The sequence below is a fragment of the Streptosporangium sp. NPDC002607 genome (assembly GCF_053592655.1).
In genome coordinates this window covers 1-20729 of record NZ_JBSFWD010000093.1, presented here as the reverse complement: position 1 = coordinate 20729, position 20729 = coordinate 1, and the positions used below count along the sequence as shown (strand labels likewise).

The window sequence follows — 20729 nt, the reverse complement described above, 5'->3', positions numbered from 1 at the left end:
CCCACCCTCTTCCCCCCCCCCCCCCTCTACCCTTCCGGGCGCCCGTGTGGCCCCCCGCCCCCGCCGTTTCCGCACGCGTCACCGCTCAGAGCGTACGGTCGCTACCCAGGACCATCATGAACATGCCGCAGATCAGAGCGTGCGGTCGCTGCCCAGAACCAGTGTGCCCGAGCTCATGAACATGCCGCCGACCCCGGTGGCGAGGCTGACATCGACCCCGGGGACCTGCGCCGCCGCCGTTCCGCGGACCTGGCGCACCGACTCCTGGATCGCGAACATGCCGTACATACCGGTGTGGGTGTAGGAGAGCCCGCCGCCGTTGGTGTTCATCGGCAGCGACCCACCGGGCGCGGTGTTCCCCTCGGCGATGAACGCCGGCGCCTCGCCCCGCTTCACGAAACCGAGGTCTTCCAGTCCGTACACCGGAACGTGCGCGAACGCGTCGTAGATCATCAGATGGTCCACGTCGTCGTGCGAGATCCCGGCCTGCCGCATGGCGGCCGCCCCGCCCATCTCGATGGCGCGGGACGACGTCAGGTCGCGCAGCCCGGAGACGACCGAGGACTCGCTCGACTCCCCCGCGCCCAGCACGTAGACCGGCGGCGACGCGGAGCCGAGGTCGCGGGCCCGCTCGGCCGAGGTCAGCACCAGGGCGCCGCCGCCATCGGTCACCAGGCAGCAGTGCAGCAGGTGGATGGGGTCGGCGATCACGGGCGACGCGAGCACGTCCTCGACGGTGATCGGGTCGCGCAGCCTGGCGCGGGGGTTACCCGCCGCCCACTGGCGCTGCACGACCGGGACCATGGCGAGCTGCTCCCTGGTCATCCCGTACGTGTGCATATAGCGGCGTACGCCGATCGGGAACAGCGACGGCGCCCCGATCGGGCCGTGCGGGACCTCGAACTGCGCCATGTACGACTGCGGCGCGGGCGCCCACGGCACCATGCCCACCCGGGAGCGCCCGGACTCACCATGCGTGACCAGCACGGTCGTGCAGAGCCCGGACACGATGGCGGCCATGGCGTGCCGCACGTGCAGCATGAACGAACTGCCGCCGACGTTCGTGCCGTCCAGATATTCCGGGACGATCCCCAGGTAGTCGGCCACGTCGATCGGAGACTCACCGGCGGACGCGACGCCGTCGACGTCGGCCGCGGTGAGGCCCGCGTCGCGCAGCGCGTTGACGGCCGCCTGGGCGTGCAGCTCCAGCGCGGACATGTCGGGGACCTTGCCGATGCGGTCCGTCTCGGCGGCGCCGACGATGGCGATCTTGCCTCGGAGGCTCATCCCTCATCCTTTCTTGGCCGGAATCCGGCGACCTTCCGCTCACCCCGCTGTTCGAAGACCACTTCGAGCTCACCGTCGATGACGAGCCCGCTCCCCGCCTCACCGGCTCCGGTGACGGTGGCGAGCAGTCTGGGCCCCTCGGCCAGCCTGACGAGCGCGACCACGTACGGCACCTCGCCCTCGAACCCGGGCGCGGCGCGGTGGTTGACCACGTACGACTCCAGCGTGGCCACGCCGGAGACCGGTTCGAGCGCGACCTGGTCCGACATGCACGCCGGGCAGTACGCGCGCGGATAGAGGAAGAAGTCGCCGCACTCGCGGCAGCGCGGCACCTTGAGCTCACCCCTGTCGACGGCCTCGAAGAAGCCCGCGGTGTCAGGGGTGGGCAGCGGCAGGGGTTTCGTGCTCATCCGGATCGCCTCCCGTCCGTTTCCACCGGCCCGCCGGAGGGCTCGCCGGCTCCTCCCGCTGCCTGGGGCAGCAGGTGCTTGCGGAGTTTTCCGTTGGCGCCGCGCGGGAGCGTCTCCACCGTCTCGATCCGGCGGGGCACCTTGAACCGCGCGATCCGCTCCCGGCAGAACCGGATGATCTCGTCGCCGAAGTCCGGCTCGGCGGCGCGTTCACGCGCCCCGTCCATGGGCTGGATCACCGCGCAGACGATCTCACCCCACTCCTGGTCGGGGATGCCGATGACAGCGGCGTCGGCGATGTCGGGGTGTTCCAGCAGCGCCGCCTCCACCTCGGCCGGATAGACGTTGACCCCGCCGGAGACGATGACCTCGGCGGTCCGGCCGAGCAGGAAGAGGTATCCGTCCTCGTCGAGGTAGCCGAGATCACCCACCGTCACGTAGCCGTCGGTCACGCTTGAGCGGGTCTTCTCCGGGTCGCCGTGGTATTCGAAGGCCCTGGGGCCCATCTCCAGGTAGACCCGGCCCTTCTCTCCGGGACCCGGCTCGCGCCCGTGATCGTCCATGATCCGGACGCCGGCGCCGGGCTGGGCCCTGCCGACGCTGCCGGGCCTGGCCAGCCACTCGCGGGAGTCGATGACGGTCCCCGCGGCCTCGCTGGCGCCGTAGTACTCGTACACCACCGGGCCGAACCAGTCGATGATCCCGCGCTTCACCGCGGGCGGGCAGGGGCCCGCGCCGTGGATCAGGTTGCGCATGCTCGACACGTCGAACGACGCGCGTACCTCGGGGTCGAGCGCGAGCAGCCGGTGCATCTGGGTGGGCACGACATGCGTCGTGGTCACCCGCTCCTCCTGGATGAGCCGGAGCATCCCGGCCGCGTCGAACCGCTCCATCAGCACCACCCGGTGCCCCAGGTGCAGCGACGCCAGGGCCAGCCCGTTCACGGCGGTGTGCGACAGCGGGGAGGTCACCAGATGGGTGCCGTCTCCGAGCGGCTCGACGTCGAACATGCCCAGTTGCCAAAGCGCCCCGGCGCCGAGGACATCATCGGGGTCACCACCGGCCAGCGCCCGGCTGATGCCCTTGGGACGGCCCGTGGTGCCCGAGGTGTAGGCCATGAAGGCACCGGACACGCGGTCCTCGACCCGGTCGGCGGAGAACGGAGCGGCGGCCTCCTCCAGCAGGCGAAAACCCTCGGCGGGCAGGGTGGAGAAGCGCCGCTCCCCGGCGAGACCCACCTCGTCGAGCGCGGCCAGCACGGTGTCCGCGTACCGCGGGGAGGTCACCACGGCGCCCGGCGCGCAGTCGCCCATGATGTACGCGATCTCACCGGCGCTGAGCGCGGTGTTGACCGGGATCAGGTACCACCCGGCCTGCTGGCAGGCCAGGACCGTCTCCAGGGCCGCGATCTCGTTCGCGGCCACCAGCGCCACCCGGTCGCCGGGCCGCAGGCCCAGGCCGCGCAGCAGCCGCGTGATCCGGTTCACCCGGGCCAGCAGCTCGCCCGCGGTGACCGATGAGCCGTCCGGCGCGACGGCGGCGATCCGATCGGGGAAGCGCTCGGCGATCCGCCAGAACCCCAGGTCCCCGGTGCTCATCGCCGCCCTCCCGCACGGGCGACCACCATCTCGGCGAGCGCGCGCCGGTGCTCTCTGGCGGTCCCGAAGGCGGCGGACAGCGACATCGAACGCTTGAGCCAGAACTGCAACCCGTACTCCCAGGTGAACCCGATCCCGCCATGCAACTGGAGCGCCTCCAGATCGGCCGGTTTCGCCGCCTCACCCGCGTACGCCTTGGCGACCGCGGCCCGCACGGCGGCGTCCGAGGCGCCGGTGTCCCGAAACGCGGCCATCGAGGCGGCACCCGCCAGGTCCACCACCGTGGCGACGTTCGCCAGCTTGTGTTTCACCGCCTGGAACGATCCGACGGGCCGGCCGAACTGCCTGCGCACCTTCACGTAGTCGACCGTCACGTCGAGCAGGTGCCGGCTCACGCCGGTCAGCAGGCACGCGGCGCCGGCCACGGCCCGCGTCCAGGCCCGTTCGACCGCGGCGGCATCCCGGCTGATCACCTGCCCGTCCGCGGCGTCCCAGGCGACCCGGTAGAGCGGATAGAGCGGATCGACCGCCTCCTGCCACTCCGCGGTGAACGCCCCCTTCTCCAGGGCGCGTACGCCACCGCTCTCGCAGACGAGCAGCAGGTCGGCCTGACCGGCCTCCAGCGCGACGGGGGTGCGCTCACCGAACGAGACCGCCACCAGCGCGTCACCGGAGGCGATGCGGGGCAGCCAGGCCGCCGCGAAATCCTCGGGCGCCGCCTCCTGGATCAGCGGGCCGGCGACGACCGCGGTCTCCAGGAAGGGCTCGGGCACGGCGAACTCCCCCAGAACGTGCAGCACGGGCGCGAGCACGTGCTCCGCCAGGCCCACCCCGCCCCACCGCTCGTCCAGCAGGACCGAGGTCAGGCCCAGGTCCGCCAGGCGCCCCCACAGCTCCGCGTCGTGGGCGGCGTCGGAGTCCAGGCACCGGCGCAGGTGGTCCTCGCCCGCGTGCTCCTCCAGCAGCCGGCGGGTCGCCTTGAGGAGTTCCAGCTGCTCTTCGTCGAGCGGGATGTTCATCGCAGGTGTGGTCATCGTCGGGGCTCCATCGGCAGCTCCAGGAGGCGTTCGCTGATGATGTTCCGCTGGATCTCGGAGGTCCCCCCGAAGATCATGGCGGCGCGCGCGTACCAGTACCGGTGGTGCCAGTCCGCCCAGACGCGGGCGGCCTGTGGGGTGAGCGCCTCTCGCACCACGGACGAGCCGCCGCCCATGGTGCCGAGCCCGCCCATCAGGTCCAGGCCCGCGGCGAAGATGTGGTGTTGCGTCTCGGTCCAGTACAGCTTGTTGATGCTGGCCTGCAGGTCGAGGTTGACGCCGTTCTCCGACAGCTCGGCGAGCCGGTAGACGTTGGCCCGGTACACCTCGGTCTCGACGAAGAGCCGCCCCAGTTCGTCCAGGGCGAGCGGGTCGTCATCAAGACCACGCGCCCGCACCAGCTCCGCGAACGACTCGACGTCGGCGGAGTATTTGGCGTGGTCGCCGAAGACGGCGCCGCGCTCGAAGCCGAGCGTGGACATCGCGACCCGCCAGCCGTCGCCGATCTCCCCCACCGCGTTCGCGACGGGCACCCTGACGTCGGTGAAGAAGACCTCGGCGAAGCCCTTCGTCCCGTCCACCATGGCCAGCGGGCGGACCTCCACCCCGGGGGAGCGCAGGTCGATGCAGAGGAAGGTGATCCCCCGGTGCTTCTTCTCCCTGCCCGCCTCGGGATCGGTGCGCACCAGCGCGAATATCCAGTCGGCGAAGCCGCCGAACGACGTCCAGGTCTTCTGGCCGTTGACGACGAACTCGTCGCCCTCGCGGACCGCCTGCGTGCGCAGCGAGGCCAGGTCGGAGCCGGAATCGGGCTCGCTGAACCCCTGGCACCAGATGTCCTCGCAGGACAGCAGCCGCGGGATCCAGCGCCTGCGCTGCTCCTCCGTGCCGTAACGCATCAGGATCGGGCCGAGCAGGTACAGGCCGCCCATGTTGACCCGGGCGGGCGCCCCGGCCCGGTAGTACTCCTCGGCGAAGGCGATGGTGTGGAAGAGGTCTGCGCCGCGGCCGCCGTACTCCTCGGGCCAGTCGATCGCCGCGTAACCGCCCTCGAAAAGCACTCGCTCCCACTCCCGGTGCTGCTCGAACCCCTCCGGGCTCGTCCAGGACCCCAGTGGTCCGCGCGGCACGTGCTCCTCCAGCCAACCGCGCACCTGCGCGCGGAACGCCTCGGTGTCGGGCGCGGCGGCACCGTTTCGCAAGCTCATACCGCAAGCCCCAGTGCCTGCGAGATCTCGTGCATTACATCTCCATAGTTCTCGGGTGTCATGCGCAGGGAGAGGTTCACTCCGTTCGCTCCGAGTTCGAGGTAGCGCTCCACCATCGGGCGTAGCTCGGCGAGAGCGCCGTGGAACCGGAGGCCGGCGACGACGTGGAAGTCCTCCCGGGAGCGGCCGTTCTCCCGCAGCCCCGCCTCGACCTCGGCCAGGTGGCGGGAGAAGTCCCCGGTGGTGAGGTTCCACGGATACCAGCCGCCGGCGTACCTGGCCGCGCGGCGGATGGCCGCCTTCGAATGGCCGCCCACCAGGATGCGCGGCAGCGGCCGGCCCGTGTCGGGCATGGCGGGCACCCCCGGCTCGCCATCGGTACGGCCCCAGAGCTCGGAGACGCGAGCCAGGTTGCTCTCACACCGGGCGCCGCGCTCGGCGAAGGGTACTCCGGCGGCGGCGAACTCCTCCGCCGACCAGCCGACCCCCACCCCCATGTCGAAGCGTCCGCCGGTGAACAGGTCGAGTGTGGCCAGTTCCCTGACCAGGAGGCGCGGGTCGCGCATCGGCAGCAGCAGCACCGAGGAGCCGACGCGCAGCCGCGTGGTGTGGCGGCACAGTTCGGCGGCCGCCTGGAGCACGTCGAGCAGCCCCTGCTCCTGGGCCGCCTCCACCCGGGGCGCGGTCGCGGCGGCGTCGCCGTACTTGTGGACCTCGACCACATCGGGGTTGGCCGAGCTGGGAGCGGCCGGGTAGGGGTAGGCCGACTCGTACTCCTCGAAGAAGACCAGGTGCTCAGGCAGCCACAGCGCGGAGAAGCCCGCCGCCTCGGCGGTCAGCGCGAACGTGCGCATATATGCCAGGTCCCGTTGCGCGGACCCGTCGAACAGGTCCACCAGACCGATCTCCATCGCCGCTCCTTCCGATCTCGTCGTCGTGTGGAGAGCCGTTTCAAGCCGTCGTGCGAGGGCGCACGCGTGAGGTTCGCGCGGGGCCGGGTCAGGCCCCGGCGAGGGCGCGCAGCCGCTCGGGCGAGGGCAGGTCGCCGTAGACCGCGACCAGTTCGTCGACCCGGATGGAGGGGTCGCGGGTCAGCAGCTCGCGCGCCGGACCGATCTCCTGCTCGGGGACGAACCAGGTGCGTCTGACCTCACCCTGGTCGCGACCCGCGTCACCGAGGGTCCTGGCAAGCAGGGCGAGGGCGCCGGGAAGGTCGGCGGGCGTCAGCAGCCAGCCGAGCCACCCGTCCGCCTCGCGGGCCAGCAGCCGCAGCACGTCCTCGCCGCCGTGGCGCACATGGATGCCGGGTCCGCCGCCGACCGGCCGGGGCAGGGCGATCGCGCCGCTGAACGCGACGCGGTCGCCCTGGTGGGAGGCACGGCGTTGCGACCACAGGGCCCGCATCGCCGCCAGGTACTCCGACGTCGTGCCAAGCGTGTCCCCGCCGGGGGCGCCGCCCAGAGCGAGCGGCACCTCCCCGAGGTCCAGCCCGTATTCCAGCCTGCCGCCGGCGAACCAGTCCAGCGTGGCGACCTGCTTGGCCCGCAGTGCCGGACCCCGCACGGAGAGGATGTCCCCGCTCAGCCCGAGGCGGATCGAACCGGTCGCCCGGGCCGCGCACTGCAGCCCGAGGACCGCGTCGTGTCCGCCACCGATCTGCTCTCGGTCGCCGACCGCCCACCACGACGCGAGGCCCGCGGCCTCGGCCGCCGCGGCGGCCGCCTCGATCTCACCGGGCAGGCCGGGCCCGCCGACCGTGATGTCGCACGCTACGCCGTACTCCATTGGAACGTTCCTCCGCTCTCGGAGCTCAGCCTGCGGGGTTCAGCAGGGTGAGCTTCCCGTCGCCGGTCCACTCGAGGTAGACACCGGGATCGTCCAGGACCGCCTGGCCGTTCTCGTAACGGAGCTGGCCGTAGACGGTGTCCTGGGTGGTGATCTGCGACAGCGCCTTGCCGACCGCCTCGGGCGACGGGTCGCCGGACTTCTTGAGGCCTTCCGCCAGCAGCCACATCGCGGTGTAGCCCTGGGCCGCGAACATGTCGGGCTCGGCGCCGAACTTCTTGGTGTAGAGGTCGGTGAACTTCTTGGCGGTCTCATTGGCCGAATGACCCGCGGCGAAGGGGGTGGCGAACGCGAGGCCCTTCAGGCCGGCCCCGCCGGTCTCGAACAGGACCGGGCCCGAGGCACCGTAGCTGGACAGGATCCGCTTGTCGTAGCCGCGCTCGCGCAGCGACCTGGCCAGCAGCGAGGACGACAGGCCGAGCATGCTGCTGATCACGACGTCCGGCTTCTTGGCCTCGATCTGCGCGGCGGGCGCGGTGAAGTCCCGGTCGGCGGCACTGGTCGAGACGGTGTCGAGCACCTGAACGCCGTTGCGCTCCATCGCGCTCTTCCAGACCTTGCCGTCGGCGACCATGGCGTCGTTGTCGCCGTTGACGACCAGGACGGCGGTCTTGTAGCCCTCCGCCTTCACCATGTTGTCGACGAACTTGTCGTACACGCCGCCCGGCGCGGACGGCAGGATGACGGGGCGGAACAGGTCGGGCGGAGAGGCGAGCCCGTCCAGGATCGCCGAGGTGACGATCCCGGGCGTCTTGCTCTGCCTGATGACCGGCGCCAGGGCCCCGGCCTCACTGGACAGGCCGCAGCACAGCACGCCGGACGCGCCGTCGGCGACGTACTGCCGGTAGAGGGCGATCGCCTTGGCCGGGTCGGACTTGATGTCCTCCACCTTCAGCTCGACGGTCGCGCCCTCGCCGAGGAACCCGGTCTGGTTGATCTCCTCCGCGGCGAGCTCGGCACCGTTTGCGATGGGCTTGCCCGCGAACGCGGCGGCGCCGCTGAGCAGGGCGGGGAAGCCCACCTTGTAGACCTGGCCTTCGTCCGGCCCACTGCCACCCGACGAACCGCACGACGTGAGAATCATCATGACGGAGAGGGCCGCGCTGATGACAGCGAGGCTCGAACCTCTCCTTGCACTCTTGAGACGAGACACTGCTTACCCTCCTGGGCTAGGCCCCCAACAACCGGACCCCCGCCTTTAAAGCAAACGCTTGCTTTAAAGCAACTGTTTGATTATGCGAGACGTGATATTGGAAAAGCAAGAGGTCAACGCGGTTTTTCGGTGGGAGTGGCGGTCGGGAGGCCGGTTCACCCTGGCCTTCGGCGGCCGGTGCCGCCGTTAAGCGTCCAGAAGGGCGCCGCCGCGGTCGATGACCGTGCCGCCCTCCTCGGTCGAGGTCAGGAAACGGACGTCGGCGCCGTCACGCCAGAGCGCCACGGAAAGGGTGTCTCCCGGCGTCACCGGTCGGCTGAAGCGCCCTGACATGCCCCTCAACCGGGAGGCGTCCCCGTCGCAGAGCCCGTTCACGATGGCGCGGGCGGTGAAGCCGTAGGTGCACAGGCCATGCAGGATCGGTCGCGGGAACCCGTACTTCCCGGCGAAGACCGGATCGGAGTGGAGCGGGTTGCGATCCCCGGTGAGCCGGTACAGGAGCGCCTGGTCGGGCCGGGTGGGCATGCTCACCACGACGTCCGGCTCGCGGTCCGGCGCCGCCCACTCCGACCGGGGGCCGCGCTCCCCGCCGAAGCCGCCGGCCCCGCCCAGGTAGGCACAGGAGCGGGAGACCGCGAGCGGTTCCCCGGTGGCGGCGTCGGCCGTGCGGGTCTCGGTCCAGAGCAGGGCGTCCCTTCCCTTGTCCCACATGTCGGTGACCGTGGTCGTGGACACCGCCCTGCCCTCGGGGGGCAACGGGCGCTCCAGCAGGAAGTGCTGTTCGGCGTGGACGGCCTTGCCCGGGTCGTAGGAGCCGACCTCGGGCAGTCCGCCGATATGACCGATGAGCACGGCGAAGCTCGGGATGACCTGCTGGCGGACGCCGGTGCTGTTCTCCGTGGTGAACTGGAGCTCGCCGCCCGGGTCCCGCGCCCCGGCTCCGACGGCGAGCGCGTACAGCAGCGACTCGCGGGCGGTCCACTCGATCTCGAAAGGGCCGACCGTACTGCCGATGTAGGCGGGATCCAGGGGCATGCTGTTCTCCGGTCTGGTCAACGTGGGGTCAGGACGCGGCGAGCCGGGATCGCGGACCCGCCTTGAGGAGGCGCGACGGCAGTTCGCGGCCGACGATCCGCTGGGCGAGGTCGGCGACCTCCAGCAGCGCGTCCAGGTCGACGCCCGTGTCCACGGACAGTTCCTGGAGCAGGTAGACCGCTTCCTCGGTGGCGATGTTGCCGCTCGCCCCCGGGGCGTAGGGGCATCCGCCCAGGCCGCCGACGCTCGCGTCGAACTCGGTGACGCCGGACTCCAGGCCCGCGACCAGGTTGGCCATGCCGGTGCCCCGGGTGTCGTGGAAGTGCAGGGCGACCCGGACATCGGGCGCCTGGTCGCGGAAGAGACCCACGATCCGGCGTACCCGGGGTGGCGAGCCCATCCCCGTGGTGTCGCCGAAGCAGATCGAGTCGGCCCCGTCGGCGACGGCGCGCAGCGCGAACGCGGCGACGCGCCCCGCTGCGACCTCACCCTCGTAGGGGCAGCCGAACGCGGTGGCGACGATCACCTGGCAGGTGGCGCCATTGCCGTGGGCGAAGTCGATGACCTCGGCGATCCCGTCGAGCGACTGCTCCGGAGTGCGGTTCACGTTGCGCAGGTTGTGCGTCTCCGACGCCGAGACCATGATCTCCAGGTCGGTGAAGCCCTCGGCCAGGGCACGCTGCGCCCCGCGCAGGTTGGGCACCAGCGCCGAGTACTCGATGCCCGCGACCGGTTCCACCGCACCCCACACCTCGGAGGCGTCCGCCATCTGCGGGATGGCTCTGGGGTGCACGAACGCCACGGCCTCGATACGCGACAGACCGGTCGTGCCCAGTGCCGCGATCAGCTCCGCCTTGCGGATGGTGGGCACCGGGAGTTCGTTCTGGAGCCCGTCGCGCGGACCCACCTCACGCAGGACGACACTGGACGGTATATCGGACATGTCTAGACTCCGAGGTTCCGGGCGACGATCTCGCGGTGGTACGTGGGGGTGCCGAAGAGGGAGAAGTCGGTCAGCGCCCGTCGGAAGTGGTGGGAGAGCTCGTGCTCCCAGGTGAACCCGATCCCGCCGTGAACATGGATCGCCTCCCTGACCACGTGCAGCACCGCGTCCGAGGCTCGCGCCTTCGCCATGGAGGCGGCGTTCTCCCAGCCCGGCTCCGCGGCCGCGGCCTGGTCGAGCGCGGACTCCACCGCCGACCTCGCCGACTGCGTCTCCGCGTACATGTCGGCCAGCTTGTGCTTGATCGCCTGGAAGGACCCGATGGCCCGCCCGAACTGGGTGCGCGTCTTGGCATAGTCGATGGCCAGCCACAGGCACCGCTCGCCGATGCCCAGAGCGTCCGCCGCGGTCAGCAGCGCCCCTTCGGTGAACGCCCGAGAGGCCAGGGCGGCCGCCTCGGCCCCCTCGGCCAGCACGCGCCCGGGGACGCGGTCCATCCTGAGCACTGCCAGGTCCCGGCTGTCGTCCAGCGCCTTCATCGGCTCGACGGCGAGGCCGTCGGCGCCGCGCTCGACGAGTACCAGGCAGGCTTCCTGCGGCGCGGCGGCTCCCGCGGCGCGGGCCAGGACGACAAAGTGCGTCGCCTCTCCACCCGCGGCGACGAATCGCTTGAGCCCGGAGACTCGGCAGCCGCCGTCCGCACGCTCCGCCTCGGTGCCCGGGGAGGCGAGGTCGGTCCCCGCGGAGTCCTCGTGCAGCGCCAGGGCCACGACCGCGCGCCCGGCCACGATCTCGTCCAGGAGGCCGCGATTCCGCTCGACGCCCGCCCGCCCCAGCAGCGGCACCGCCAGGCCGGCCGTCACGAGGAGCGATGCCGGCAGCCCGACCCGTCCGGCCTCGATCAGCGCCGTGCCCAGGTCGGCGATCGACCCGCCCTGGCCGCCCGCGTCCTCGTCCAGCAAAAGGCCGAGGATGCCCAGTTCCTCGGCGAAGGCCCGCCACAGCGGCTCCTCGGCCCCTCCGCGGGAGACGCGGCTGACCTCGGCCGGACTGTGGGCATCGAGGAACCGCCCGACGGTGTCCCCGAACTCTGCACGGAGGTCTGCGTCCACCCGCATGCGTGTCCTTTCATGATTTCAAGCAAGCAGTTGCTTCATTTTCTTCCCGGACTGCCGCGATCCGATTCCGGAGCCACCGAACGCGGCCCGGGGGGAGCGACGGGAAGGCCCCCTGCCCCGCCCGGTCAGCGAGGTCAGCGGCTCACGGGACCTGCACGCCGCGCAGGAGCAGCACGGTCTCGATCTCGATCAGCTCGTCGATGGTCACGGAACCCGCCGGGTCGAACCAGCGGATGACCGCCTGGACGGCGCCCATCACGGTCCGGTAGACCATCCGCGCGCTGAACTCGCCGCGGAACGCGCCCCTGTCCATGCCCGCCTGGATGACGTCTATCCAGATCCGCTCGACCTCATGCTGGCGGTCGACGATGGAGGGGAAGTCCTGCACGTAGGACCAGTCGTTCTGCAGGATCAGGACCTCGTTGCGGTTGCGGACCAGGCTCCGCAGCGCCCTCGCCATCAGCCCGGTCAGCGCCTCGGAGGGATCAGCGGCCTCCGCCACCGCGGACTGGTACTCCCGGATGATCACGCCGAGGTAGTCGACGAGCACCTGCTCGACGATCGCCTCTTTGGAGTCGAAATAGTAGTAGAGGCTCCCCGAAAGCATGTTCGCCTCGTCGGCCACGTCCCGCACTGTCGCGTTGGCGAAGCCCTTCTCGGCGAAGACCTTGGAGGCGGCGAGCAGAACGCTTTCCTTACGCGCCTGTCCGGCGGGCGATCCCATCGACCTTCGCCGTGTCTGGGAAACACTCTTGGTGGTCTTTCCTGGAGGGGTCATCGACTCGTCCTACCTCAACTGAACATGGGGCGAAATCTTCAGGCGCGTATATCACGCCGACTCAGGGTGCCTGACTGGACACGATCGAGACGGCGCTCACGAGCGCGCCGGGACTACCTCCTTGATTTTGCACTAGTCCGAAGGCGGGATTCGCGACTTGGCGCTCACCGGCCTCACCCCGGAACTGCTGCCACATCTCGAAGAGCATCCGCAGGCCGCTCGCGCCGACAGGGTGGCCGAAACTCTTCAGCCCCCCGTCCGGATTGACCGGCAGCGCGCCACCCAGGTCATAGCGACCCGCCAGGACATCCCGCCACGCCTGTCCGCGCGCCGAGAAGCCGAGTTCCTCCATCAGCACCAGCTCGGTCGGTGTGAAGCAGTCGTGCACCTCGGCCAGCGAGATCTGGCCGGCCGGGTCGGTGATGCCGGCCTGCTCGTAGGCGGTTTGGCTGGAGTGGACGACCTCGGGCAGATCGCAGTAGTCGTACCGGTCGTCGTTGCGCCCGGTCGCGGCCCCCGCGCTCAGCGCGAGCGCGTGCACGTACAGCGGACGGTCGGTGTACCTGTGCGCGTCCTCGGCCCGGACGATGATCGCCGCCGCACCGCCGTCCGCGACACCGGAGCTGTCAAAGACACTGAGCCTGCCGGCGATCGCCGGCGCGCGAGCGATGACCTCCTTGGAGACGTTCTTACGGAACTGCGCCCGAGGGTTTAGTGCACCATTGGCATGGTTTCGCCATGCAATGTGTGTCATGGCCTCTTTGACCTGTTCCTCGGAAATCCCGTAACGCCGCGCGTACGACGGCACGATCATCGAGTACATGGCGGGCGCGCTCAGATTCGGCGGCGTACCGTCATTGGGCACGCTGGGCATTTCCAGCCCGGAGAAACCAAAATCCTTCAGCTTCTCCCCGCCCACCGCCATCACCGTGTCATAGGCGCCGGAGGAGACCGCGTAACAGGCGTTCCTGAACGCCTCGGATCCGGTGGCGCACATGTTCTCGACCCGGGTGACCGGCCGGTTGCTGATATTCATCGGTCTGGTCAGGGTGAGGCCGGAGACGCCGGAGGTCATCGTTCCCAGCCAGTAGGCGTCCACGTCGCCCAGCTCCAGGCCCGGGACGCTCCGCACGGCGCCGAGGGTCGCCTCGACCAGGAGGTCGTCCACCGACCGGCCCCAGAGCTCGCCGAATCTGGTGCAGCTCATGCCTACGATGGCCACCGGGTTCTGCAGAGCGTGGGCGGGCATCAGGACTCCTCCTTGTAGGGGTGAACCTTCCAGATGTAGTTGCGGATCTCGTTGGACGCCACGCTCGCGAGCCGGAAGACGGGAGCGACCCGATCCCCGATGGCCACCTCACGCCCGGGGGCGTCGGTCATCTCGAACTCGAACCGGCCACCGCCGTCGAAGTCGACGGCCACCGCCTTGGCCGGCAGCTGCACGGACTCCGAGAGCCAGTCGTCGGTGAATGTCGCGACGGTGCCCAGCAGGTCCCGCATGGGCGCGGGCTCACCCTGGTCGACGGCCCCGCAGCCGAGGCAGACCTGCCGCGGGGGGAGGTTGCGGGTCCCGCAGGCGGTGCAGCGGGCCGCGGTGAAGGAGAACTTCCAGCGCATGGTCCGCCACGACGCCGGCGGGGCGGGAGCCTTGACCTCGGGACGTCGCGGCGGCTCCCGGTCCAGCACGCCCCGCCAGGTGAGGTAGTCGGCGTACCGAAGCGGGAACACCGTGGAAGACGCCGGGGAGGCACCCGCCGCGCGGAACGCGCCGAGCTCGGGCGTGGCGCGGAACACGAACGCGTCGGCCCCGTCCGCGGCCAGGACGGCCAGGATCGTCTGCCCGGGCTCGGCCCGGTCCAGCGCGGCGCAGAGCCGCAGCCCGAAGTCCGCGGTGCCCGCGTAGCCGGTGTCATCGGCCAGGCCGGCCGCGAGCTGGTCCGCGCCGAAGCGCCTGCGCGCGGCCTGTACGGCGCGCAGGTGCGGGCCGCTGATCACCACGTGGTCGATCTCGGACGGTTCGAGCCCTGCCTCCTTGGCCGCCTCCGCGGTCACCGCCTCGATCAGCTCCAGGTATTCGTCGACGCCGAAGCGCTCCTCCCAGGACCGGGTGCGCAGCGCGCCCGGGGAGCGCCAGCGGTCCAGCAGCTCCATGGTGCGGACCGCGCTGCCCAGCAGCTCGGCGACCGGGTTCTCCCCCATCGCGAAGGCCGCGGCGGCGTCTCCGCCGTACAGTTCGTCCTCGGAACCGGGAAGTCCGTACCGCAGGTCGGCCAGGGCGACGACGGCTCCGGCGCCCCTGAGGCCCGCGCGGAAGGCGCCCGCACCGGACCGAATGGAGCCGCACACGTCGAAGGCCGCCAGCTCCTCGGGCAGGCCGAGCGCCATGGCGACCGCCGAGGCGTTGCTCCGCTCCATGTAGGCGGGGCGGGAGCTGGCGAACCAGAGCTCGGCTGGGAGAAAGCCGGGCGACCGCCGCAGGGCGCGCCGCAGCGCCTCCACCGCGAGGGTCGTGCTGTCCTCGTCGTGCGAGGCCACCGAACGGGTGCCCTTCAGCCCCGGAAGCCCGAGAGACCTGCCGATCTCACTCCGGTCGAGCCGGTAGGCCGGGATGTAGGCGCCGTAGGCGGTGATTCCGATCATCAAGGTTCCTCTTGGTCCCGGGCCGGGCGGATGCTCACCCCACGAAGCATGTAAATCAAGCATTTGCTTTGCTAGCATAGCCAGCCCCGAACAGCTGAAGCAAACGCTTGACGGGGCTGAACTGTTGGAGGACCATGAACCGGCTACCCGACGAGGACGAATTCCACCGCGAGGCGGTCGCGTTCCTCGACTCCTACGCCACCCGCCGCTCCGATGAGACCGGTCAAGCGGTCTGGGGCCGTGGCGACGACCGGGTCTCCGTCGTCGCCGAGCGGGCCGAGGGCGAGGAGGAGGAGATCGCCCGTCTCAAGGACTACCGCGCCGCCCTCGACCGGGCGAGGCTCGCCTGGATCGACGGCCCGGCCGCCTACGGCGGGCGCGAGCTACCGACGCACTACTCGACCGGGTTCCGCGAGCTGGAGTCCCGGTACGACCTGCCCGATGACGGCTACACGAGATTCAGCGTCTCGACGTTCTGCCCCGCGCTGCTGAAGCATGGCTCGGAGTTCCTCAAGCAGACATACCTGCACCGCCTCAGGAGCGCCCGGCTCCTCGCCTGCCAGCTCTTTTCCGAGCCAGGCGCGGGGTCCGACCTGGCCGGCCTCAGCACCAGGGCGGAGCGGCACGGCGACGGGTGGATCCTCAACGGGCAGAAGGTCTGGAGCTCCGGCGCTCACTACAGCGACCTGGGGCTGTGCATCGCGCGCACGAACCGCGACGCGCCCAAGCACGCCGGCCTGTCCACCTTCCTGGTCGACATGCGGGCTCCCGGCGTCGAGATCCGCCCGATCCGGCAGCTGACCGGCGGCGCCTCCTTCGACGAGGTGTTCCTCACCGACGTGTACGTGCCCGACGACCACCGCCTCGGCGAGGTGGACCAGGGCTGGCGGGTGGTGGTCGACGTGCTGCTCAACGAGCGCGGCGCGATCGGCCTGGAGAGCGGCATCGACGAGGCGCTGCTGTTCCGCCTGGTCGACCTGGTCAGGCACACCGGCGCCGCCGGGGACCCCCGCGTCCGCGACGCCCTGGCCGACCTGCACATCCGGAGCTGGGCGGCGCGCGAGACCACGACCCGGCTGCTCGCCGCCGCCAAGGGCGGAGTGCCGGGGCCCGAGCTCGCCCTGTCGAAGCTGATCCTCGTCGATCTGCTGCGCAGGGCCGGCGATATCGCCTCCGACGTGCTCGGCACCGCGATGATCGCCGACACCGGCGAGTGGGGGACGTTCGCCTGGTCGGAACTGACCCTCGGGCTGCCCGGCCTGCGGGTCGGCGGCGGGACCGACGAGATCCTCCGCAACGCGGTGGGCGAGAGAGTACTGGGACTACCGAAGGACGCCAGATGAAGATCGATCTCGGGATGATCGGTTCCTCCGCCGCCGTGTGCGGCCCGATCGCCACACGGGCCGAGCGGGTCGGTTTCGACGGCCTGTGGGCCAGCGAGAGCGTGACCGACGCCTTCCTGCAGTCGCAGGCGGCCCTCACCGCCACCACCACGACCACGGTCGGCACCGCCATCGCCGTGGCCTTCGCCCGCAATCCGATGTCCACCGCCTACCTGGGCTGGGATCTGGCCGCACTGTCGGGCGGGCGATTCGTCATGGGGCTGGGCACCCAGATCCAGGCACACATCGAGCGGCGCTTCTCCATGCCGTGGAGCAGCCCGGTGGCGCGGATGCGCGACTTCCTCACCGCGATGAACGCGATCTGGACCGCTTGGCGCACCGGGTCGAAGCTGAACTACGAGGGCACCCACTACCGGCACACCCTCATGTCGCCGGTGTTCACGCCGCCCCACCACGACCTGGCCATCCCCGTGATGATCGCCGCCGTCGGGGACAGGATGACCGAACTCGGCGGGGAGCTGTGCGACGGCCTGATCCTGCACGGCATGACCACCACGGCCTACCTGGACGAGGTCACCCTGCCCGCGCTGCGGCGCGGCATGGAGACGGCCTCACGCGACCGGTCAGAGGTCTCGCTGTACTGCCCCATCTTCATGGTGATGGGTGACACCGAGGAGCAGTTCGAAGAGATGAAGCGCAAGACCCGGGAGCAGATCGCCTTCTACGCCTCCACCCCGGCCTACCGCGGAGTCCTCGCCTCGGTCGGGTACGAGGAGCTGCAGCCCGAGCTACAGGCGCTGTCCCGCGCGGGCGAGTGGGCCAGGATGGGCGATCTGATCGACGACACCCTCCTCGGGCACATCGCGGTCCTGGGGCGGCCCGAGGAGATGCCGAAGCTCTGCAAGGAGCGGTTCTCCGGCCGCCTGGACCGGATCTCCTCCTACCATCCGTGGCCGGTGGACGACGACGACCGGCTGGCTGAGATCCTCCGCGGGTTCGCGGACGGAGCGGAGAACAGAGTGGAGGAGGTGGCCCGATGAGTGGTCTCACCGAGGAGTCGCTGCGGCGGCTGGCCGACAAGGAGGCCGTCACCGAGGTGCTGCTGGCCTACTGCGACCTGGTGGACCGCGGCGAGGTGGACGAATTGGCCGGCCTCTTCACCGAAGGCGCCTCGTTCGACTACGGCAACGGCGCGGTCTTCACCGGCAAGAAGACGCTGCACGCCCTCTTCACCGACCGGCTGGGCCGGTATCGCGCCACCAACCACCACGCATCGAACATCCGGGTGGGTTTCTCCGGCGACTCGTCCGCATCGGCCGTCAGCTACGTCTACGCCTGGCACGAGAGCGTGGAGAGCGGCGAGCAGCTGCACGTCTGGGGGCGGTACACCGACACGCTGGTGCGGTCGGAGCAGGGCTGGCTGCTGGACACCCGCCAGGTGCGGGTCGCCGGCGCCTCGACGCAGCCCGCGTTCCCGCTGCCCGAGCGGTTCGAGCGGTATCCGCGCAGGGACCTCGGCTGACGGTGCGCGAACGCGCGAGCGCCCTCCCGGCCGAGCCGGGAGGGCGCTCGCGTGCACCGGACCGGACACGGTCTGCGATCAGGCGTGGCGGTGCATGCCACCGTCGATGTGGATGGTCTCAGCGGCGATGTCGCCGGCGACATGTTCCGGTAGGTCACCGCGGCGGGCGACCGGGAGCAACCCGGCCCCCTCCGCCGCCGGCCCATGGGCGATCGCCCGCCCGATGCCCATGCCCGCACGCGCTCCCGCGAGTCCGAGGTCCATCAGGGGGTGCCGATCGGCACGAGCTCGTGGTAGCGGCCGTCCAGGTAGGCCAGCGGGGCGTTGTCGCCGCCACCGTCCATACAGGCCTCCACCACCCGGCCGATCACGATCGTGTGGTCGCCGGCCTGGACGCGCTCGGTGAGCAGGCACCTCACCCAGGTCGCGACCCCGTGCAGCAACGGTTCGCCGGAGGAGAGGGCGGTCCACATCTCCGGGTCGCTGAAGCGCTCCTGCGCGCTGCGCGCGAAGCGGGTCGCCAGGTCCGACTGCCCGGCCTCCGGCCAGTGGATGAGCACGCTCTCGGCCCTGGAGAGCGCCGCCAGGCTCGATGAGGTCTGCGCGATCGCGAACGACAGCAGCGGCGGGTCCATCGACACCGAGACGACCGAGGTCGCGGTGAACCCCACAGGTCCGCTCGGTGACCCGAGCGTCACCACGGTGACCCCCGCCGGATGGCGCCGGAACACCGAACGGAACAACTCACCTGACACAGAGCGCTCAACAGTCACAGCAACCATCCCGCCACTTCCAGATCGGTGATCGATTCACCGTGTTCACCAGCCGATCGAGGGCGTCCGAGCTCAGAGCGAGGCTGAGCAGAGCCGGGTGGCAGAACCAGCCAGCCTGGACATCTCGACCTTAAAAGGCAGTGGTACAAATGTCAAGCAATTGCTTGCTTTACACACGACGGCGCAGCGCCCGTACCGCTTCGAAACTCATCGCATATGGCCTGAACTGGAGGTATGCGGCTCGCGACACTCGTTGATCACTCCCCGGCGCCCGATCCGGTCTTCCACCGGCACGACGACTTGCCCCGTTCTTCGTGATCGGGTGGTCGTTACAGCGGGATCGGTACGGTGATCGACATGCCCGCCGAGCACCCGATCGGAGGTGTCGCTCGTCGTAGATCAGCATCCGGTCGGCGCACTCGGCCCACCCCCTGCCGGAGTCGCCCCGGCTCGGCGGACATGTCAGGGCTTTCGGCTCCCCGGCAGCACAGCCGTCTCCGTGGGTGTTCTCGAGGGCCTGATCTCTGTTGCGGCTTGTTGATCCCGCCGTGCGATCAACGCGCGATCAGCGCCGCTGGAGGCATTCGCCGCCGCCGGCCCGGCACTCGCGAAAGCCACACTCGGGCGAGGCCTACCGGCGCGTCACGCGGGCGACGAATTCCACCCAGCCCGCCTCGAGGCGCTCCGCGGACAGGTTGCGTTCACTGCGCAGATAGTCGATGAGCGCCGTGTCCAGGTAGCCGAGCAGCGCTTCCGCGAGGAGCTCGATGTCGCCGGTGACGCCGGCCTCGCGCAGCAGGACCGCCACATGCGTGACGCGGACCGCACGAGCCGGAACGGCGTAACGACGCTTGGAACACTGCTCCGCCTCAAGGTACAGGTCGGTGTACTTCATCAGATGACGAAGGGTCGCGACACCAAACGCCTCAAGCCGCTCCACCGCCGGTGCACCGGGCCCGAGTGGAGGGGGACCGGACAGAAACGTCTCCTGGTACTCGCGCTCCGCGTGGTCCAGCAGGGCGCGCATCAGACCCACTCGGTCGCCGAAACGACGGAAGACCGTGCCCTTGCCGACCGAGGCGGCGACGGCGACGGCCTCCATCGTCACGTGTTCCGCGCCTCGCTCCGCCACCAGCCGGGACGCGGCCTCAAGCAGGCGCATCCGGTTGCGTGCCGCGTCGGCACGCTCCTGATGACGCTCGTCCGCCAGAGGCAGCCCCCGCATCGGGGGCGATGCGACCTGAGTGGGGGCGGGGGGTCGGGTCATCTGCCCAGCATAGCGCGCTCGACCACAAGTGGACCGCAGTCCGCTTATGTGATACATCTCCTTTCGGGACGATTGTCCATAAATGACCGTTTTTGCCTCCAGTGGGAGTTTTCATGTCCGTCCGCATCCTCGCCCTCGTCGGCAGCCTCCGGGCCGCCTCGCACAATCGGCAGCTCGCCGAAGCGGCCGTCAAGCTCGCCCCCGAGGGCGTCGAGGTCGAGATTTGCGAGGGTCTCGCCGACGTCCCGTTCTACAACGAGGACATCGACGTCGAGGGCAGCGTTCCCGAGGCCGCCCTGAAGCTCCGCGAGGCCGGCCGGCGGGCCGATGCCTTCCTCCTCTTCTCGCCCGAGTACAACGGCACGATTCCGGCCGTCCTGAAGAACGCGATCGACTGGTACTCCCGTCCCATGGGCTCCGGCACCTTCGTGGGCAAGCCCGTGGCGGTCGTCGGCACGGCGTACGGCCAGTACGGCGGCGTGTGGGCCCAGGACGAGGCACGCAAGGCCATCGGCATCGCAGGCGGCACCGTCCTCGACGACGTCAGGCTTTCGATCCCCGGCTCCATCGTCCGCTTCGCCGAGACTCACCCGGTCGACGACAGCGAGATCACCGAGAGGCTGCCCGCCGTGCTGAAGCAGGTGGCCGCCGCGGCCGAGCAGGTCACGGCGGCCTGAGGAACACAGCCGTCCCCACCGGCTCTGGAACGCCTGTCCACTTCGGCCGGGAGGGTTCGTGTCCCGTCGTCCGCACCGCCGGAACGGCCGTTCCG

Annotated in this window: 21 protein-coding genes; 4 read left to right on the top strand and 17 right to left on the bottom strand. The window is 70.4% G+C overall.

Features of this window, described 5'->3' with window-relative positions:
- Window positions 1–132: 132 nt before the first annotated feature.
- From ACWD3H_RS45635 to ACWD3H_RS45570, 14 genes are all read right to left on the bottom strand, one after another.
- Entirely contained in the window at window positions 133–1287 is a 1155-nt protein-coding gene (locus ACWD3H_RS45635) for a thiolase C-terminal domain-containing protein (protein ID WP_355566244.1), read from the bottom strand.
- Window positions 1284–1697 carry a Zn-ribbon domain-containing OB-fold protein gene (locus tag ACWD3H_RS45630; protein WP_451959493.1) on the bottom strand — a complete coding sequence of 138 codons (414 nt, stop codon included), beginning with the start codon at window positions 1695–1697 and terminating at the stop codon, window positions 1284–1286. Before ACWD3H_RS45630 ends, ACWD3H_RS45635 begins: the two co-directional genes overlap by 4 nt.
- Window positions 1694–3295 (bottom strand): AMP-binding protein, encoded by a 1602-nt coding sequence (locus tag ACWD3H_RS45625; protein ID WP_451959492.1) that lies wholly within the window; start codon window positions 3293–3295, stop codon window positions 1694–1696. Before ACWD3H_RS45625 ends, ACWD3H_RS45630 begins: the two co-directional genes overlap by 4 nt.
- The gene (locus ACWD3H_RS45620) at window positions 3292–4329 is read right to left on the bottom strand and encodes an acyl-CoA dehydrogenase family protein (protein ID WP_451959491.1); all 1038 of its coding nucleotides are present in this window, start codon (window positions 4327–4329) and stop codon (window positions 3292–3294) included. The genes ACWD3H_RS45625 and ACWD3H_RS45620 overlap by 4 nt, the downstream gene beginning before the upstream one ends.
- On the bottom strand, window positions 4326–5540 hold the full coding sequence (locus tag ACWD3H_RS45615) for an acyl-CoA dehydrogenase family protein (RefSeq protein ID WP_355566232.1): 1215 nt from the start codon (window positions 5538–5540) through the stop codon (window positions 4326–4328). The genes ACWD3H_RS45620 and ACWD3H_RS45615 overlap by 4 nt, the downstream gene beginning before the upstream one ends.
- A complete protein-coding gene (locus ACWD3H_RS45610) occupies window positions 5537–6451 on the bottom strand; it encodes an LLM class flavin-dependent oxidoreductase (protein ID WP_451959490.1) in 915 nt (304 codons plus the stop codon). The genes ACWD3H_RS45615 and ACWD3H_RS45610 overlap by 4 nt, the downstream gene beginning before the upstream one ends.
- Before the next feature lie 88 nt (window positions 6452–6539).
- A complete protein-coding gene (locus ACWD3H_RS45605; protein ID WP_350910987.1) occupies window positions 6540–7325 on the bottom strand; it encodes an LLM class flavin-dependent oxidoreductase in 786 nt (261 codons plus the stop codon).
- Window positions 7326–7350: 25 nt separating this feature from the next.
- The gene (locus tag ACWD3H_RS45600) at window positions 7351–8472 is read right to left on the bottom strand and encodes an ABC transporter substrate-binding protein (protein ID WP_451959489.1); all 1122 of its coding nucleotides are present in this window, start codon (window positions 8470–8472) and stop codon (window positions 7351–7353) included.
- A 252-nt stretch (window positions 8473–8724) separates the two neighbouring features.
- Window positions 8725–9573 carry a MaoC/PaaZ C-terminal domain-containing protein gene (locus ACWD3H_RS45595; RefSeq protein ID WP_451959488.1) on the bottom strand — a complete coding sequence of 283 codons (849 nt, stop codon included), beginning with the start codon at window positions 9571–9573 and terminating at the stop codon, window positions 8725–8727.
- 28 nt (window positions 9574–9601) lie between these two features.
- Window positions 9602–10516, bottom strand: a complete 915-nt coding sequence (locus ACWD3H_RS45590; protein WP_451959487.1) for a hydroxymethylglutaryl-CoA lyase — start codon at window positions 10514–10516, stop codon at window positions 9602–9604.
- 2 nt (window positions 10517–10518) lie between these two features.
- Entirely contained in the window at window positions 10519–11634 is a 1116-nt protein-coding gene (locus ACWD3H_RS45585; RefSeq protein WP_451959486.1) for an acyl-CoA dehydrogenase family protein, read from the bottom strand.
- Window positions 11635–11776: 142 nt separating this feature from the next.
- A complete protein-coding gene (locus ACWD3H_RS45580) occupies window positions 11777–12358 on the bottom strand; it encodes a TetR/AcrR family transcriptional regulator (protein ID WP_355566214.1) in 582 nt (193 codons plus the stop codon).
- Between the two features lie 115 nt (window positions 12359–12473).
- Window positions 12474–13661, bottom strand: a complete 1188-nt coding sequence (locus ACWD3H_RS45575) for an acetyl-CoA acetyltransferase (RefSeq protein WP_350910976.1) — start codon at window positions 13659–13661, stop codon at window positions 12474–12476.
- Window positions 13661–15052 carry a zinc ribbon domain-containing protein gene (locus tag ACWD3H_RS45570; RefSeq protein ID WP_451959485.1) on the bottom strand — a complete coding sequence of 464 codons (1392 nt, stop codon included), beginning with the start codon at window positions 15050–15052 and terminating at the stop codon, window positions 13661–13663. The genes ACWD3H_RS45575 and ACWD3H_RS45570 overlap by 1 nt, the downstream gene beginning before the upstream one ends.
- A 134-nt stretch (window positions 15053–15186) precedes the next feature.
- Here ACWD3H_RS45570 and ACWD3H_RS45565 point away from each other — a divergent pair, with 134 nt between their 5' ends.
- The 3 genes from ACWD3H_RS45565 to ACWD3H_RS45555 are packed head-to-tail and all read left to right on the top strand — an operon-like array spanning window position 15187 to window position 17917.
- The gene (locus tag ACWD3H_RS45565; protein ID WP_451959484.1) at window positions 15187–16395 is read left to right on the top strand and encodes an acyl-CoA dehydrogenase family protein; all 1209 of its coding nucleotides are present in this window, start codon (window positions 15187–15189) and stop codon (window positions 16393–16395) included.
- Window positions 16392–17435 carry a TIGR03617 family F420-dependent LLM class oxidoreductase gene (locus tag ACWD3H_RS45560; RefSeq protein ID WP_350965252.1) on the top strand — a complete coding sequence of 348 codons (1044 nt, stop codon included), beginning with the start codon at window positions 16392–16394 and terminating at the stop codon, window positions 17433–17435. The genes ACWD3H_RS45565 and ACWD3H_RS45560 overlap by 4 nt, the downstream gene beginning before the upstream one ends.
- On the top strand, window positions 17432–17917 hold the full coding sequence (locus tag ACWD3H_RS45555; protein ID WP_355566202.1) for a nuclear transport factor 2 family protein: 486 nt from the start codon (window positions 17432–17434) through the stop codon (window positions 17915–17917). The genes ACWD3H_RS45560 and ACWD3H_RS45555 overlap by 4 nt, the downstream gene beginning before the upstream one ends.
- A 78-nt stretch (window positions 17918–17995) precedes the next feature.
- Here the strand turns inward: ACWD3H_RS45555 and ACWD3H_RS45550 are convergent, their stop codons facing one another.
- From ACWD3H_RS45550 to ACWD3H_RS45540, 3 genes are all read right to left on the bottom strand, one after another.
- Entirely contained in the window at window positions 17996–18181 is a 186-nt protein-coding gene (locus tag ACWD3H_RS45550) for a hypothetical protein (protein ID WP_355569805.1), read from the bottom strand.
- Window positions 18181–18672: a flavin reductase family protein gene (locus ACWD3H_RS45545; RefSeq protein ID WP_451959483.1), complete on the bottom strand. Its 492-nt coding sequence runs from the start codon at window positions 18670–18672 to the stop codon at window positions 18181–18183. Before ACWD3H_RS45545 ends, ACWD3H_RS45550 begins: the two co-directional genes overlap by 1 nt.
- Before the next feature lie 649 nt (window positions 18673–19321).
- Window positions 19322–19957 carry a TetR/AcrR family transcriptional regulator gene (locus tag ACWD3H_RS45540; RefSeq protein ID WP_350910962.1) on the bottom strand — a complete coding sequence of 212 codons (636 nt, stop codon included), beginning with the start codon at window positions 19955–19957 and terminating at the stop codon, window positions 19322–19324.
- A gap of 113 nt (window positions 19958–20070) precedes the next feature.
- Here ACWD3H_RS45540 and ACWD3H_RS45535 point away from each other — a divergent pair, with 113 nt between their 5' ends.
- Window positions 20071–20634 carry an NADPH-dependent FMN reductase gene (locus tag ACWD3H_RS45535; RefSeq protein ID WP_451959482.1) on the top strand — a complete coding sequence of 188 codons (564 nt, stop codon included), beginning with the start codon at window positions 20071–20073 and terminating at the stop codon, window positions 20632–20634.
- The last annotated feature ends 95 nt before the right edge of the window (window positions 20635–20729 follow it).

Excerpts from the sequence above, each read along its gene's own strand:
- ACWD3H_RS45635 (WP_355566244.1), bottom strand. The coding sequence starts at position 1,287 with ATGAGCCTCCGAGGCAAGATCGCCATCGTCGGCGCCGCCGAGACGGAC.
- ACWD3H_RS45630 (WP_451959493.1), bottom strand. The coding sequence starts at position 1,697 with ATGAGCACGAAACCCCTGCCGCTGCCCACCCCTGACACCGCGGGCTTC.
- ACWD3H_RS45625 (WP_451959492.1), bottom strand. The coding sequence starts at position 3,295 with ATGAGCACCGGGGACCTGGGGTTCTGGCGGATCGCCGAGCGCTTCCCC.
- ACWD3H_RS45620 (WP_451959491.1), bottom strand. The coding sequence starts at position 4,329 with ATGACCACACCTGCGATGAACATCCCGCTCGACGAAGAGCAGCTGGAA.
- ACWD3H_RS45615 (WP_355566232.1), bottom strand. The coding sequence starts at position 5,540 with ATGAGCTTGCGAAACGGTGCCGCCGCGCCCGACACCGAGGCGTTCCGC.
- ACWD3H_RS45610 (WP_451959490.1), bottom strand. The coding sequence starts at position 6,451 with ATGGAGATCGGTCTGGTGGACCTGTTCGACGGGTCCGCGCAACGGGAC.
- ACWD3H_RS45605 (WP_350910987.1), bottom strand. The coding sequence starts at position 7,325 with ATGGAGTACGGCGTAGCGTGCGACATCACGGTCGGCGGGCCCGGCCTG.
- ACWD3H_RS45600 (WP_451959489.1), bottom strand. The coding sequence starts at position 8,472 with ATGATGATTCTCACGTCGTGCGGTTCGTCGGGTGGCAGTGGGCCGGAC.
- ACWD3H_RS45595 (WP_451959488.1), bottom strand. The coding sequence starts at position 9,573 with ATGCCCCTGGATCCCGCCTACATCGGCAGTACGGTCGGCCCTTTCGAG.
- ACWD3H_RS45590 (WP_451959487.1), bottom strand. The coding sequence starts at position 10,516 with ATGTCCGATATACCGTCCAGTGTCGTCCTGCGTGAGGTGGGTCCGCGC.
- ACWD3H_RS45585 (WP_451959486.1), bottom strand. The coding sequence starts at position 11,634 with ATGCGGGTGGACGCAGACCTCCGTGCAGAGTTCGGGGACACCGTCGGG.
- ACWD3H_RS45580 (WP_355566214.1), bottom strand. The coding sequence starts at position 12,358 with ATGGGATCGCCCGCCGGACAGGCGCGTAAGGAAAGCGTTCTGCTCGCC.
- ACWD3H_RS45575 (WP_350910976.1), bottom strand. The coding sequence starts at position 13,661 with ATGCCCGCCCACGCTCTGCAGAACCCGGTGGCCATCGTAGGCATGAGC.
- ACWD3H_RS45570 (WP_451959485.1), bottom strand. The coding sequence starts at position 15,052 with ATGATCGGAATCACCGCCTACGGCGCCTACATCCCGGCCTACCGGCTC.
- ACWD3H_RS45565 (WP_451959484.1), top strand. The coding sequence starts at position 15,187 with ATGAACCGGCTACCCGACGAGGACGAATTCCACCGCGAGGCGGTCGCG.
- ACWD3H_RS45560 (WP_350965252.1), top strand. The coding sequence starts at position 16,392 with ATGAAGATCGATCTCGGGATGATCGGTTCCTCCGCCGCCGTGTGCGGC.
- ACWD3H_RS45555 (WP_355566202.1), top strand. The coding sequence starts at position 17,432 with ATGAGTGGTCTCACCGAGGAGTCGCTGCGGCGGCTGGCCGACAAGGAG.
- ACWD3H_RS45550 (WP_355569805.1), bottom strand. The coding sequence starts at position 18,181 with ATGGACCTCGGACTCGCGGGAGCGCGTGCGGGCATGGGCATCGGGCGG.
- ACWD3H_RS45540 (WP_350910962.1), bottom strand. The coding sequence starts at position 19,957 with ATGACCCGACCCCCCGCCCCCACTCAGGTCGCATCGCCCCCGATGCGG.
- ACWD3H_RS45535 (WP_451959482.1), top strand. The coding sequence starts at position 20,071 with ATGTCCGTCCGCATCCTCGCCCTCGTCGGCAGCCTCCGGGCCGCCTCG.